Origin of the sequence: Streptomyces sp. NBC_00273, assembly GCF_036178145.1 — a bacterium.
Classification (GTDB): Bacteria; Actinomycetota; Actinomycetes; order Streptomycetales; family Streptomycetaceae; genus Streptomyces.
The window spans coordinates 9,023,488-9,037,840 of sequence record NZ_CP108067.1; the positions used below are offsets into that span (position 1 = coordinate 9,023,488).

Annotated in this window: 9 protein-coding genes; 1 reads left to right on the forward strand and 8 read right to left on the reverse strand. The window is 74.2% G+C overall.

The features are described from left to right. Positions 1–10: 10 nt before the first annotated feature. Positions 11–583: a flavodoxin family protein gene (locus tag OG386_RS40465; protein ID WP_328792313.1), complete on the reverse strand. Its 573-nt coding sequence runs from the start codon at positions 581–583 to the stop codon at positions 11–13. Positions 584–692: 109 nt separating this feature from the next. Between OG386_RS40465 and OG386_RS40470 the strand changes: the two genes are divergently transcribed. Then, positions 693–1,037, forward strand: a complete 345-nt coding sequence (locus tag OG386_RS40470) for a MerR family transcriptional regulator (protein ID WP_266601067.1) — start codon at positions 693–695, stop codon at positions 1,035–1,037. Positions 1,038–1,109: 72 nt separating this feature from the next. Here OG386_RS40470 and OG386_RS40475 read toward each other — a convergent pair whose 3' ends face one another. The 7 genes from OG386_RS40475 to OG386_RS40505 form a co-directional block, all read right to left on the reverse strand. Then, complete coding sequence (locus tag OG386_RS40475; protein ID WP_328792314.1) at positions 1,110–1,559, reverse strand: DoxX family protein; 450 nt, start codon at positions 1,557–1,559, stop codon at positions 1,110–1,112. After that, a complete protein-coding gene (locus OG386_RS40480) occupies positions 1,556–2,290 on the reverse strand; it encodes a 4'-phosphopantetheinyl transferase family protein (protein WP_328792315.1) in 735 nt (244 codons plus the stop codon). Before OG386_RS40480 ends, OG386_RS40475 begins: the two co-directional genes overlap by 4 nt. Positions 2,291–2,343: 53 nt before the next feature. Then, positions 2,344–2,976 carry an isochorismatase family protein gene (locus tag OG386_RS40485; RefSeq protein ID WP_328792316.1) on the reverse strand — a complete coding sequence of 211 codons (633 nt, stop codon included), beginning with the start codon at positions 2,974–2,976 and terminating at the stop codon, positions 2,344–2,346. Between the two features lie 12 nt (positions 2,977–2,988). Then, positions 2,989–4,746, reverse strand: a complete 1,758-nt coding sequence (locus tag OG386_RS40490; RefSeq protein ID WP_328792317.1) for a (2,3-dihydroxybenzoyl)adenylate synthase — start codon at positions 4,744–4,746, stop codon at positions 2,989–2,991. Continuing rightward, positions 4,743–5,948 (reverse strand): isochorismate synthase DhbC, encoded by a 1,206-nt coding sequence (dhbC, locus tag OG386_RS40495; RefSeq protein ID WP_328792318.1) that lies wholly within the window; start codon positions 5,946–5,948, stop codon positions 4,743–4,745. Before dhbC ends, OG386_RS40490 begins: the two co-directional genes overlap by 4 nt. A gap of 167 nt (positions 5,949–6,115) precedes the next feature. Continuing rightward, the gene (locus OG386_RS40500) at positions 6,116–6,949 is read right to left on the reverse strand and encodes a 2,3-dihydro-2,3-dihydroxybenzoate dehydrogenase (RefSeq protein WP_328792319.1); all 834 of its coding nucleotides are present in this window, start codon (positions 6,947–6,949) and stop codon (positions 6,116–6,118) included. Positions 6,950–7,197: 248 nt separating this feature from the next. Next, entirely contained in the window at positions 7,198–14,352 is a 7,155-nt protein-coding gene (locus tag OG386_RS40505) for an amino acid adenylation domain-containing protein (protein ID WP_405790585.1), read from the reverse strand. Position 14,353: the final 1 nt, after the last annotated feature.

Genomic DNA, 14,353 nt, shown 5'->3' on the forward strand with positions numbered 1-14,353 from the left:
CGCTGGACCCCTACGGGAATCGGGCCAGGGGGGCGTCCTGGGCGAAGAAGGTCTTGGCGCGGAGCATCGCCCGCTCGTCGTCCCGCACCTGGCCCGGCCGGGAGCCGTTGCCGAGCAGCACCCCGCCGAACCCCATCCGCAGGTAGGCCGCGGTGTGGTGAAGGCTGGTCACCAGCCCCTCGGCGCGGACCTCGTCGTGGTCCGCCATGGCCGTCACGCCCCACAGGGTCCGGCCCGCCATCCGCTGCTTGAAGTCCGAGCCGGGGGTCGTGAGCCAGCCCGACCAGTAGTCGAGGTAGCGCTTGGCGTGCGCGGAGAGCGCGTACCAGTACAGGGGCGAGGCGATGACGACGTCGGTCCCCTCCAGCGTGGCCAGCCGCAGGGCCTCCTCGCTCGCCGAGGGCGTCCAATCCTCGGCCTCGTGCCGCCCGTCCTGGAAGTCGGGCAACGCCGCCCCGGCCAGGTCGACCCACCGCTGCCGGACACCGGCCGGCAACTGTTCGGCGGCCGCCCTCGCGAGCATCTCGGTGTTCCCGTCCGAACGGGAGCTGCCGAGGACGAAGAGGAACGAGCGGTCGGACATGAACATCACTCCAGCGGAGTGCGGTCGGGCCGGCGGAATGCCCGCCGGTGGGGCCGACGTTAGACGTTGACATCAATGTGAAGGTCAACCGGATGCAGAGGTACGGCACATGCTGATCGGCGAACTGTCCCGGCGCACCGGGGTCAGCTCCCGGCTGCTGCGCTACTACGAGGCGCAGGGGCTGCTCGACGCGGAGCGCGGCCCGAACGGGTACCGCGACTACACGGCGGACTCCGTGGCCGCCGTGCGCAAGGTGCGCGCCCTGCTCGCGGCCGGCCTGTCCACCGAGGTGATCCGCGCGGTGCTGCCGTGCGTGCGCGGCGAGGGGGTGCGCTTCGCCTGGTGCGAGGAGATCCGGTCCGTCCTCGACGGCGAACTGGCCGCCATGGACGCGCGCATCGAGGGCCTGCGGCACAGCCGCGCCGCCCTGGCCGGCTACCTGGAACAGCCCTGAGCGCCCCTGAGCAGCTCTGAGCCCCGCCCCCGGGGGAATCGGGGCGGGGCTCAGGGAGCGTGGGGGCGGGGCTCAGGCGGCGGCCGGCCGGCGCCGCTGCTCGCTCTCCGCGGCCCGGTTCCCTCGGGCGGGCAGGAAGCGGTCCAGGGCGAAGGCGCCCGGGCCGGTGAAGACGAGCAGCAGGAAGGCCCAGCAGTACATCGCGGAGGACTCGCCGCTGTTCTGGATCGGGAAGAGGGCGTCCGGCTGGTGGGCCGTGAAGTAGGCGTACGCCATCGAGCCGGAGGCGAGGAAGGCCGCGCTGCGGGTTCCGGCGCCGAGCAGCACCAGGGCGCCGGCGACGAGCTGGATCACCGCCGCGTACCAGCCCGGCCAGGCCCCGAGGGGGACCGTGCCGCCGCCGTGCGCGCCGCCGAGGACGCCGAAGAGGGAAGCGGCGCCGTGGCAGGCGAACAGGAGGCCGGTGACGATCCGGTAGAGGCCCAGGGCATAGGGCCGGGCGGCGTTCAGACGTTCCGTCATGGGGAGATCCTTCGTCGGGTAACGGGCACGTGGGGCGGGGGAGCGGGGGTGAGCGGGGGGAGGACCGTCAGCCGGTCCAGAGGGCCAGGGCGGCGGCCCCGCCGGCGGGCACCGGCAGGTCGTACACCCGGTGTTCGGTGGTGTGCGCCGGGTTCCGCGGCCGTGCCCACGTAGGGCTGGCGCGTGCCGTGCGCCAGGCCCTGCCCGGTGGACTTCAGCACGGCCTCCTTGCGCGTCCAGCAGCGGGCGAAGGCGGCCGCCCGGGCGGGCCGGGGCAGGGCCAGCAGTTCGGCGCGTTCGTCCTCGTGCAGGCCGGCCATGGTCTCGTGCACCAGGGCGTCCGACGGCAGGTCCTCGACGTCGACGCCCACCGGTACGGGGGCCACCGCGAGCAGGACCAGGTCGCCCGCGTGCGCCAGGGAGAAGTGGACGGGGCGGCCCGGCAGGTAGGGGCGCCCGTGCGGACCGCCGCACGCGGCGCACGGCTCCCGGTCGATGATGAGGCGGGCCGGCGGTGTTCCGAGCACCGTGCCCAGGACGTCCCGCCGGCAGACGTGCGCGACCAGGAAGCGGTCCACGTCCGCGAACCGCCGGAAACGGTCCGCCCGCAGGGACTCGGTACGGTCGAGCTCGCCCCGCCGGGCCGTGGCGGCCGCCGCGTTCTCCGCCACCGATGCCGCCCACACGCGGGTCTGCCCGGGCAGGGCCACCGGCAGCGGCACGGGATACACGGGGGGTACGTGAGCGGCGGCCGGCCGCGGTCGGGCCCGGAGCGGGGCCGGTCTCACAGCTGTGCGCAGACCAGGTCGGCCGTGGTGACCACGGCGCAGCGGCCCGCCGCCCACTCCAGGGCCATCCGGTGCTCACGCTCGGAGAAGTCGGCGACGGCATCGGCGACCACGAACGCCCGGACGTCCTGCATCCAGGCGTCGCAGGCCGTCATCAGGACGCCGATGTGGGCGTACACGCCGGTGATCACCAGCTGGTCCCGGCCCATCGCGCGCAGCCGTTCCAGGAGGTCGGTCCGGACGAAGGCGCTGTACTTCCACTTCGTGAGCACCGTGTCGTCCGGGCCGGGCGCCACGGCGGCGGGGATCGCGGCGGCCGTCGGGTCGGCGGGCAGACCGGGCCCCCAGAAGTCCTGCTGGAGCCCGCGCTCGGCCGGACTCTGGCCGCCGGGCTGCGCGGTGTAGAACACGGGCACCCCGGCCCGGCCCGCCTCCTTCTTCAGCCGCGCGACCTGCTGGAGCATGCCGGTGACGGGCTGGGCGTCCGTGTCGAAGGCCGACAGGAAGTAGTTCTGCAGGTCGTGGACGAGCAGGACCGCGCGGTCCGGATCCACCGTCCAGTCGACGCGGTTGGCCGGCAGCTCCGCGGCGGTCGGCAGCGGGTAGGGGGCGATGGCGGGCAGGGCCATGGGTTCATCCGTTCAGTGCTGATGGGGCGGTACGGGGACGGGGGCGGCAGCGGGTGCGGCGGGTGTGGCGGCGGGTGTGGCGGCGGGTGTGGCGGCGGGTGTGGCGGTGCGCAGGTCGCGTTTGGAGACCTTGCCCACGCCGGTCTTGGGGAAGGCGGCGACGAACTCCACCCGGTCCGGAACCTTGTAGGCCGCGAGGCCGCGCTCCCGCACGAACTTCTTCACGGCGGCGGGCCGCAGTTCTGCGGCGCCCTCGCGCAGGATCACGTAGGCACAGGTGCGTTCGCCGAGATAGGGGTCCGGTTCGCCCACCACGTTGGCGTCGTGGACGGCCGGATGCGCCAGGATGTGGTTCTCCACATCCTCCGCCGCGATCTTCTCCCCGCCCCGGTTGATCTGGTCCTTGGCGCGTCCCTCGACGACCAGGTGCCCGGTGGGCGTCATCCGGACGATGTCCCCGGTCCGGTAGAAACCGTCCGCGGTGAACGACCGGGCGTTGTGCTCGGGCGCGTTCCAGTACCCGCGGATGGTGTAGGGGCCGCGGGTCAGCAGGTGGCCGGACTCGCCGGGGAGCACCTCGCGGTCCTCGGCGTCGACGATCAAGATCTCGTCGCCCGGGGAGATCGGCCGGCCCTGGGTGGTGACGACGGTCTCCTCGGGGTCGTCGAGGCGGGTGTAGTTCACCAGCCCCTCCGCCATCCCGAACACCTGCTGGAGGGTGCAGCCCAGGCCCGGCCGGACCCGGCGGGCGGCCTCCTCGCTGAACTTGGCGCCGCCCACCAGCAGGACGTCCAGGCTGCCGAGGTCCCGGTCGGTGCGCGCGGCGGCCTCCGTCCAGAGCAGGGCCAGCGGAGGGACCAGGCCGGTGATCGTCACGCCCTCGGACTCGATCAGCGGGAAGGCGACGTCGGGCACCGGCTGCGGGCACAGCACCACCCGGCCCCCCGCGTACAGGGCGCCCAGCGAACCGGGCGAGGACAGCGGGAAGTTGTGGGCGGCGGGCAGGGCCACCAAGTACACCGAGTCCGCGTCCACCGCGCAGATCTCGTTCGAGGCCCACAGCGAGTAGATGTAGTCGTCGTGGGTGCGCGGGATCAGCTTGGGCACGCCGGTGCTGCCGCCGGAGAGCTGCAGGAAGGCGAGGTCGTGCGGGGCGGGCCCGGGGCCGAGCCCTGCGGCGGGTACGTCCAGCGGGACCTCGGCCAGCGCGGTGAAATCACCCGGGTCGGCGTCCGCGACGAACACCTCGCGCAGTCCCGGGACTTCGGCGCGGACGGCGGCGGCGAGCTCGCGGTAGTCGTAGCCGCCGTGCACCGCGGGGATCACGTACGCCGCCGCCCCGGTGAAGGAACAGAAGTAGGAGATCTCGGTGCGGCGGTGCGCCGGCAGGGCGAAGACGGGCAGGGCGCCGATCCGGAACAGCGCGAAGACGACCTCGAAGAACTCGGCCGTGTTCGGCAGTTGTACGACCACCTTGTCGCCGGGGACGATGCCGCGCGCCGTGAGGCCCGCGGCCATCCGGTCGGCCCGCGCGTCGAGTTCGCCGTAGCTCCAGGTGCGCCGGCCGCCGTCCGGGCCGCCGGCCGGGTCCACGACGGCGATCCGGTCGGGGTGGGCCGCGGCCCGCTCCCGCAGGACGGATCCGAAGGTCTCGCCCCGCCACCAGCCGGCCGCCCGGTAACGCTCGGCGAACTCGGCGGGCCAGGGCCGCCAGGCGGCGGCGGAGCCGTGGTCGTGGCGGGGGTCGCGGGGGTCGCGGGGGTCGCTCACAGTTCGGCTCCGACGGCCTGCAGGAAGGTGCGGAACTTCGCCGCGGTCTCCGCGGTCTCGGCATCGGGCTCGGAAGCGGAGACGATCCCCGCCCCGGCGTACAGGCGCAGCCGGTTGTCCTCGGCCTCGGCGCAGCGGATCGTGACGACCCACTCGCCGTCGCCGGTGCCGTCCTCCCAGCCGATCATGCCGGTGAAGAAGCCGCGGTCGAAGGGCTCGGTCTCTTCGATCACCCTGCGGGCCACGTCGGTCGGACTGCCGCAGACGGCCGGGGTCGGGTGCAGGCTGGAGGCGATCTCCAGAGCGGAGACGTCGGGCCGCGCGAGCACTCCGGTCACGGTGGTGGACAGGTGCCACATGGTGGCCGTACGGAGCAGGGTGGGCCGCTCCGGGACGTCGAGGGAGGTGCAGTACGGGGCCATGGCCTGGTGCACCGCGTCGACGACGACGGCGTGCTCGTGCAGGTCCTTGGCGGACTGGAGCAGGGCGGCGGCCCGGCGGACGTCCTCGGCGAGGTCCGCGCTGCGCGGGGTCGACCCGGCCAGCGGATTGGAGATGAGCCGGTCGCCCCGGCGGGACAGCAGGAGCTCGGGGCTGGCGCCGAGCAGGTTGCGGCCGGGGCCGGTGGGGAGCGCGAAGGTGTAGCCGGAGGGGTCACGGCGGGCGAGCCGCTGGACCATGGCGGGTATGTCCAGTGGTCCGTCGGAGGCGAGTTCCAGGGTCCGGGCCAGTACGACCTTGCTGAACTCCCCCTGCCACATCCGGTCCACGGCCGAGGACACGCCCTTGGCGTAGACGTCCGGCTCGGGGACGGAGGCGATGGCCCAGTCGGCGGGCGCCGGTCCGGCGGCGGGCAGGGCGATCAGCGGGTCGGAGGCCAGCGGCGGGCCGCTGCGCAGCGACTCCGGCACGACGAGGGCGGCGCGCGCGTCCGGGGCGAAGGGGATCGCGCCGATCACCACGGGGTAGGGGTGCCCGGCCCGCCGGGCCTCGGCCAGGGCCTGGGCGACGCGGTGCGGCAGGGGTTCGGCACAGTGGGCGACCTCCTGGCGGATGCCCCGGGCCAGCAGCGTCCGGGTGGGCGTCGCGAGGAACCGGGCCCCGGGGCGGTAGGCGTCGAGCAGCGTGGTGGCGGCACCGACGGAGGGGTGCACCGGATCGGCCGGTGCGGGGGGCGTGGCGACTTGGTGGACCGTCGGCACGGTGACTCCTCTTCAGGGTGGGGGCAGGTGCGGGCAGGTGGGTGCGGCCGGGCGGTCGCCGGCTGCGGGGTGGTGCGCAGGTGCGGGGAGGTGCGCGTGGCGCGGGTGGTACGCGTGTTGCGGGGATCGCGCGGAGTGCGCGGGGCAGGACGGGGGCGGCCGCGGGGTCAGCGCAGGGTGGCTCCGCCGTCCACGTAGAGGTCCTGCATGGTGATGTGGCGCGCCTGGTCCGAGGCGAGGAACGCGACGGCGTCCGCGATGTCCTGCGGGTCGGCGATCCGGCCCAGCGGGATTCCCGTCCGGTAGCTGGCGAGGTCCCCGTCCAGCACGCGGGCGGGCGCCTGCGGGTCGGTCCAGAGCCCCCACTGCATCGGGGTGTCGGTGGAGCCGGGCGCCACGATGTTGCAGCGCACCCCGCTGCGGGCGTACTCCAGTCCCAGACACTTGGTGAACATGACGGCCGCGGCCTTCGAGGCGGCGTACGCGGCCATGCCGGTGCGCGGGATCCCGGCGGCGTTCGAGGCGACGGTGACCACGCTGCCGCAGCCGCGGGCCGCCATGCCGGGGACGACGGCGCGGGAGGTGAAGAAGACGCCCTGGACGTTGACCGCGAAGGTGGCCGCCCAGTCCTCGTCGGTCAGTTCTGCGACCGGTGCGGTGCGCAGGACCCCGGCCACGTTCACCAGGACGTCGATCGGGCCGAGTTCCCGCCCGATCCGCCCGACGGCGCGGTCGACGGCCGCCGGGTCGGTGACGTCGAGTTCGTAGGCGCGGACGGCCCCGTCGCCGGCGTCCGGCGCGCGTCCGGCCTCCGGGTCCAGTTCGGCCGCCAGCGCGGTGACGGCCTTCGCCGAGACGTCCGTCGCCGCAACGGTGGCGCCGAGGCGGAACAGCGTACGGACGACGGCCTCGCCGATGCCCTGGCCCGCGCCGGTGACGAGCGCGACCTTGCCGGTGAATCCGCTGGTCCCGGGGATGCCGGGCACACGGTGGTCGGACATGCCGCCCCCTTCTCGGTTCTTAGGTAAGCCTAACCTAATTAAATGCTGAACGGCACTACGCGGCAGGTGCGTTGTCCGCCGGGGACGCGTCCCCGTCCTCGTCGCCCTGGGGCTCGTGGTGGTCGAGGCCGACGACACCGCGCTTCCAGAAGCCGTCCACGTCCGTGTACTCCCGGGTGATGACGGTCTCTCTTCCTCGGAGGGGAGGGGGCGGGCGGGGGCGCTGTACAGCGCCCCCGCCCGGCGGGTCAGTCCCGGGCGGCCGGCCCGCCCGACGCCAGCGCACGCGCCAGCACCGGGCCGATCTGCGCCAGGACGGCGGGCGACATCAGGTCGTCGTGCGAGCAGTCCAGGACGTGCTCCTCGATCCGACCGTCCAGGTGCGCGGGCCAGACCAGACCCGGCGCCTCCTCGGCCGGAGTGGACCGGGACGCGGTGAAGAACAGCACGTCACCGCGGTAGCGGAGGGTGCGGCTGCGCGACAGCAGCCGTACGCAGTGCACGTTCGTGTCGACGATCGCCCCCAACAGAGCCTCGTCGAAGCCGGCCAGCAGGCCCTGGCTGTCGCGGATCGCGCCGACCGCCTCCGCCCGGTCCACCGGAGCGTCCGTCTCTGGTTGGTTGAGCCCGGCCACCGAGAGCAGGAAGCCGCTCTCCTCGCGCTCCAGCCGCTCGCGCCAGTCCGGGGCGTCGATGTACGACCAGTCCTCGATCTCCGGCGGGTACGCGTCCAGCAGCCCCAGGAAGGCCACTTCCTCCCCGCGCTCCTGGAGCAGCGCGGCCAGCGTCTGCGCCACGGTCCCGCCGAAGGAATAGCCGAGGAAGTGGTACGGACCCTGGGGCTGCACCGTACGGATCTCCTCCAGGTACAGCTCCGCGAGGGCGGCCACGTCGGCGACCTCGGGCTGTTCTCCCGCGAGCCCCGGCGACTGGAGCCCGTACACCGGCCGGTCCGCGTCCAGGTGACGCAGCAGGCCCGTGTACTGCCAGGCGAAACCGGACGCGGGGTGGAAGCAGAACAGCGGTGCGGCCGTGCCCCGTTCGCGCAGCGGCATCAGCACCCGCAGCGCGTCCCGGCGGGCGTCCGAGCCGATCCGGGCGGCCAGGTCGGCCACCGTCGGCGCGGCCATCACGGCACCGACCTGGACCGGGGTGCCGAGCGATGCGCGGATCCGGCCGACGAGCCGCATCGCCAACAGCGAATGGCCCCCGAGCTCGAAGAAGTTGTCCTCGGCGCCGACCCGCTCCAGGCCCAGCACGTCCGCGAAGATCGCGCACAGCAGCTCCTCGCGCGCGTCCTTCGGCGCCCGGCCGCCGCCCGCGTCCCCGAAGTCGGGGGCGGGCAGCGCCGCCCGGTCCACCTTGCCGTTCACCGTCAGCGGCAGCGCCGACAGCTCCACGAAGGCCGACGGAACCATGTACTCCGGCAGCGCGGCCGACAGCCGGGCCCGCAGGGCGGCCGGCTCGGGCGCGTCCGAAGCCGACGCCACCGTGTAGGCGACCAGCCGCTTGACCCCGGTCGGCCCGGTGTGGACGACCACGGCCGCCGCGGCGATGCCCGGCTCGGCCGCGACGGCCGACTCGACCTCGCCGAGCTCGATGCGGAACCCGCGGATCTTGACCTGGTCGTCGGCGCGCCCGAGGTAGTCGATCTGTGCGTCCCCGCGCCAGCGCACCAGGTCGCCCGTGCGGTACATCAGCGTCCCCGGCTCGCCGAACGGGTCGGCGACGAACCGCTCCGCCGTCAGCGACGGCCGCCCGAAGTAGCCGCGGGCCAGGCCCGCCCCCGCGAGGTACAGCTCACCGGCCACACCCGCCGGTACCGGCCGCAGCGCACTGTCGAGCACGTAGGCCCGGGTGTTGTAGATCGGCCGCCCGACGCACGAGCTGATGCTGTCGTCGACATCGGCGCCCAGCGCGTTGATCGTGTACTCGGTCGGGCCGTACAGGTTGTAGCCCATGGTGCCCTCGGTGCGCTTCAGCAGCTCCCAGAGCCCGTCCGGCACCGCCTCGCCGCCCAGCAGGAAGAGCGTGGGCCGGTGCCGGTCCGCGTCCAGCAGGCCCGCCTCGACCAGCTGGAGCCCGTAGGACGGCGTCACGTTGACCACGTCGATGCCCACACGGTCGTAGTGCGCGGTCAGGGCCGTCGGGTCGAGTCGCAGCTCCTCGCCGATGACGTGCACCTCGTGCCCGTCGACCAGCCAGAAGAACTCCTCCCAGGACATGTCGAAGGCGAAGGACACGGTGTGCGCCACCTTCATCCGGCGCCCGCCCGCGAGCGCCACCGCCGGAGCGAAGATCCGCTCGCGGTGGTTGAGGAGCATGTTGGTCAGACCCGAGTAGGGGACCACGACCCCCTTGGGCCGCCCGGTGGAGCCCGAGGTGTAGATGACGTACGCCGGGTGCCGGCCGTCCCGGACGCCCTTCAGCTCCGACTCCGCCAGCGGCCCGTCAGGCTGTCCGGCCAGCTCGGTCAGCACCGCCGGATCGTCCAGCAGCAGCGCCGGTACGCCCTCCACCACCGGCACCCGGTCCGTCACCGGGGAGGTCGTGACCAAGCACAGCGGGGCGGCGTCCGCCACCATCGCGCCCAGCCGGTCCACGGGGTGGTCCAGGTCCAGCGGCAGATAGGCCGCGCCGGTCTTCAGTACGGCGAACAGCGCGACCACGAAGTCGGCCGACCGGGGCAGCCCGAGGGCCACCACGGCCTCCGGCCCCGCACCCCGCGCCACCAGGGCCCGGGCCAGCCGGTTCGCGCGGGAGTCGAGCTCCGCGTAACTGAGCCGCTGGTCCTCGAAGACCAGCGCGGTCTGCGCGGGCGTCCGCGCGGCCTGCTCGGCGAACAGGTCGATCACCGTGGTGTCCGGGACGGCGTGGCCCGTGTCGTCGCCGGTCGCCAGCAGTTCGGCCCGGTCCACCGCGTCCAGGGTGACCAGCCGGCCCACCGGGACCGACCCGCCGTCGGCGAGCTGCTCCACCAGCAGCGCGAGCCGGCCCGCCAGGTGCCGGGCGGTGCCCTCGTCGTACAGGTCGGGCCGGTAGCCGAGGCTCAGCTCCAGCGCCGGGCCGGGGGTGACGGCGAGGGTCAGCGGGTAGTGGGTGCCGTCGACGCTGTGCGTCCAGCCGATCGCGTGCGCCGCCACCGCCTCCTCGCGGGCGGCGTCGTTCAGCGGCGTGTTGCGGAACACGTACAGGGTGTCGAAGAGCTGGCCGAGGCCGGTCAGCTGCTGGATCGGGCCGAGTCCCACGTAGTGGTGCGGCAGCAGCGCCGCGTGCTCGCCCTGCACCCGTACCATCAGCTCGCGCAGCGGCTCGTCGGGGCGCAGGGCGACCCGGAACGGCAGCGTGTTCATGAACATGCCGATCATCTGGTCGACGCCGGCGAGGTCCGCGGGACGGCCGGAGACGGTGGCACCGAACACCACGTCGTCGCGGCCCGTCATCCCGGCCAGTGCCATAGCCCAGGCCGTGCTGAGCACGGTGTTCAGGGTGACCCCGCAGCCGCGGGCGAAGGACCGCAGCCGGTCGCTGGTCGACTCGTCCAGGGACAGGTCCACCACCTCGGCGGTCACCGGCTGCCGGTCCGGATCGGCCCGGGCCACCAGCGTGGCCTGGTCCAGCCCGGACAAGTGGGTGCGCCAGGCCTGCTCGGCGGCCTCCCGGTCCACGGCCGCCAGCCAGCGCAGGTAGTCCCGGTAGGGGGTGACGGGCGCCAGCACGTCCGCCGAGCCGCCGTGCCCGTACAGGGCGAACAGTTCCTCGAAGAACAGCGACTCCGACCAGCCGTCGGTGAGGATGTGGTGCTGCGTCACGCACAGCATCCAGCGCTCCGCCGAGAAGCGGATCAGGGCCACGCGCAGCAGCGGCGGAGCCGCGAGGTCGAACCGGGCCGCCGCGTCGGCGAGGGAGAACTCCCGCAGCGCCTCGTCCTGCGCCGCCCGGTCGAGATGGCTGAGGTCGATCTCCCGCCACGGCAGCTCCCACTCGCCCGGGACCACCTGCACCGGGCCGTCCAGGCCCTCGTGCCAGAAACCGGACCGCAGGTTGGGGTGGCGGCGCAGCAGCGTGTCGAAGGCGGCGCGCAGGGCGGGCCCGTCGACGGCGTGCAGCAGCTCGACGAAGTTCTGCATCAGGTAGACGTCGAGGGCCCGGTCGTCGTAGACGGCGTGGAAGTACAGGCCCTCCTGCAGCGGCGCCAGCGGCAGCACCTCCTCGACGTGCGGGAACACCGCAGCCAGCGCGGCCTCCTGCCCGGCGTCGAGGGTGACGAGCGGACCGGCCGAGGCCAGGTAACCGCCCTCTTGGTCGCCGGCGTTGCGGGCCGCCGCGGCCATCCGCTCCACGGTCCGCTGCTCGAAGACGTCGCGCGGGGTGAGGACCAGGCCGGCCTTGCGGGCCCGGGTCACCAGCTGGATGGAGACGATGCTGTCCCCGCCCAGTGCGAAGAAGTCGTCGTCGATCCCCGCCGAGGCGAGCCCCAGCACCTGCGCGAAGACGGCGCACAACGCCTCCTCGCGGGCGTCGCGCGGCGGCCGCGACAGCTGCGCCGCACCCAGCTCGGGCGCGGGCAGCGCGCCCCGGTCCAGCTTGCCGCTGACGTTCGTCGGGAGGGAGCCGAGGACCACCACGGCGGCCGGGACCATGTAGTCCGGCAGTACGGAGGCCAGAGCCTCGCGCAGCGCCGACCCTTCGACCGGGCCGGTCACGTAGCCGACGAGCCGCTTCACGCCGGGGGTGTCCTCGCGGACCACCACGGCGGCGGACCCGACCCCGGGCAGCGCGGACAGGGCCGACTCCACCTCGCCGAGCTCGATCCGGTAGCCGCGGACCTTCACCTGGTCGTCGGCCCGCCCCAGGAACTCCAACTGCCCGTCGCCGCGCAGCCGTACGAGGTCGCCCGTACGGTACATCCGCGAGCCCGCCGGGCCGTACGGATCGGCCACGAACCGCTCGGCGGTCAGCGCGAACCGGCCCAGGTACCCCCGGGCCAGTCCGTGGCCCGCCAGGTACAGCTCGCCGGGGGTCCCGGCCGGCGCGGGCCGCAGGGCGGAGTCCAGCACGCGGGCGCAGGTGTTGCCGATGGGTCGGCCCACGATCGGGGTGGTCGAGTCGGCCAGGTCGGCGCCGAGGGCGTCCACCGTGTACTCGGTGGGTCCGTACAGGTTCACCGACATGACCCCGGGCGCCGCCCGGACCTCGGTCCACAGCGCCTCGGGAACGGCCTCGCCGCCCAGCAGCAGCAGCCCCGGCCGGTGGTGCGAACGGCTCAGCAGCCCCCACTCCAGCAGGGCGCCGGCGTAGGTGGGCGTCACGTCCATGGCGTCGATCCGGTGCTCGCGGACGTAGCCGACCGTGAACTCGGCGTCGCGGCGGCCGATCTCGTCCAGGACGTGCAGCTCGTGGCCCGAGACCAGCCAGAACAGCTGCTCCCACGAGGTGTCGAAGCTGAAGGAGGCGGTGTGCAGGGCCCGCAGCGGCCGCCCGCCGGCCGCCGCGACGGCGGGGGCGAAGACGTCCGCGATGTGGTTGGCGTACAGGTTCGACAGACCGCCGTGGGTCAGGACGACGCCCTTGGGGCGGCCCGTGGACCCGGAGGTGTAGATCACGTAGGCCGGGTGCCCGGACTCCGTGCGAGGCGGCCGGAAACCCCCGCCGAGCGAGGCGAGTTCCGCGGTCGTCCGCGCCGCGTCCAAGACGATCCGGGCCGGTCCGCCCGCCGCCGCGGCGGGCAGCAGTGCGAGCGCCGCCTCTGTGGTCAGCACGCACACCGGCGCCGCGTCGTCCAGCATCAGGGCGATCCGCTCGGCGGGGTAGTCCAGGTCCAGCGGCAGGTAGGCGGCCCCCGACTTCAGGACGGCCAGGACGGCCACCACCGACGCGGCCGAGCGCGGTACGGCCAGCGCCACCACCGACTCGGGTCCGGCGCCGCGCGCGGCCAGCAGCGCGGCCAGTCGGTCCACCCGGTCGTCGAGTTCCGCGAAGGTCAGCCGGTCGGGTCCCGCAACCACGGCGCACGCGTCCGGCGTCGCGGCGGCCTGCGCGGCGAACCGGTCGGCGACCTTACCGTCGGCCACGTCCCGCGCGGCGCCCGCTTCCGCGGTACGCAGCTCCGCGCGGTCGGCGGCGGTCAGCGGCTCCAGCGTGCCCACCGGGCGGCCCGGGTCGCCGGCGACCTGGTCCAGCAGGGCGGTGAACCGCTCGGCCACCCGGGCGGCGGTCCGGGCGTCGAAGAGGTCCGGCCGGTACTCCAGGGCCAGTTCGGCCCGCTCGTCCAGGGACACGGACAGGGTGAGCGGGTAGTGCGTGCCGTCCCGGGCCTCGACGCCCGTCACCCGCACCCCGTCGGACAGCGCCGGGCGGGCGGAGGGGTCCACCGGATAGTTCTCGATGACGACGAGGGTGTCGAACAGCTCGCCGCCGCCCGCCTGCTTCTGGATCAGGCGCAGGCCCAAGTGGTGTTGGGCGAGCAGGGCGTTCTGCTCGTCCCGGAACCGTCTCAGCAGGTCCGCGACGCTCTCCCACGGCCGCGCCGTGAGCCGCACCGGGACGGTGGTGATGAACAGTCCGACCATCGACTCGACGCCGGGGATCTCCTCGGGCCGGCCCGCGACCGTCAGCCCGAAGACCACGTCCCGGCGGCCCGTCAGGCTGCCGAGCAGCAGCCCCCAGGCCGCCTGGATCACCGTACTGGGCGTGGTGCCCAGCGAGCGCGCCGCCGCCGTCAGCCGGGCGGTGGCCGCCTCGGACAGCTCCACGCGGTGCACACCGGGCCGCACCGCCGTACGGGAGGCGTCGGCCGGGGCCACCAGCACGGCCTCGTCCAGCCCGGCCAGCGAGGTCCGCCAGGCGCCCTCGGCGGCCGGCACGTCCTGCGCCTTCAGCCACTTGAGGTAGTCGCGGTAGGGGCGCACCGGCTGCTGGGCCGAGGAATCGCCGTCGTTCTCGTACAGCGCGAGGAGGTCCCCGACGAGCAGCGGCATCGACCAGCCGTCGACCAGGATGTGGTGCACGGTGACCACCAGGAGGTGGTCGCCTCGGCCCCGGCGCACCAGCAGCAGCCGCAGCAGCGGCGGCCGGTGCAGCTCGAACCGGCGGTCCAGCTCGGCCCGTTCCACCCGCCGCACGGCGGCCTGGGAGGGGTCCGCCGACAGGTCCGCCCGGCCGAGCACGAAGGTCACCTCGGCCGGCACGAACTGCACCGGCTGCGGCACCCCCTCGTGCCAGAAGCCGGCCCGCAGGTTGGGGTGGCGGCGCAGCAGCGCCGCGCCCGCCCGCTCCATCCGGTCCGCGTCGACGGGGCCGGCCAGCGACACGGAGACCTGCACCGTGTACACGTCCGGCGCGCTCGCGTCGTAGACGGAATGGAACAGCATGCCCTGCTGCAAGGGGGACAGCGGAAGCATG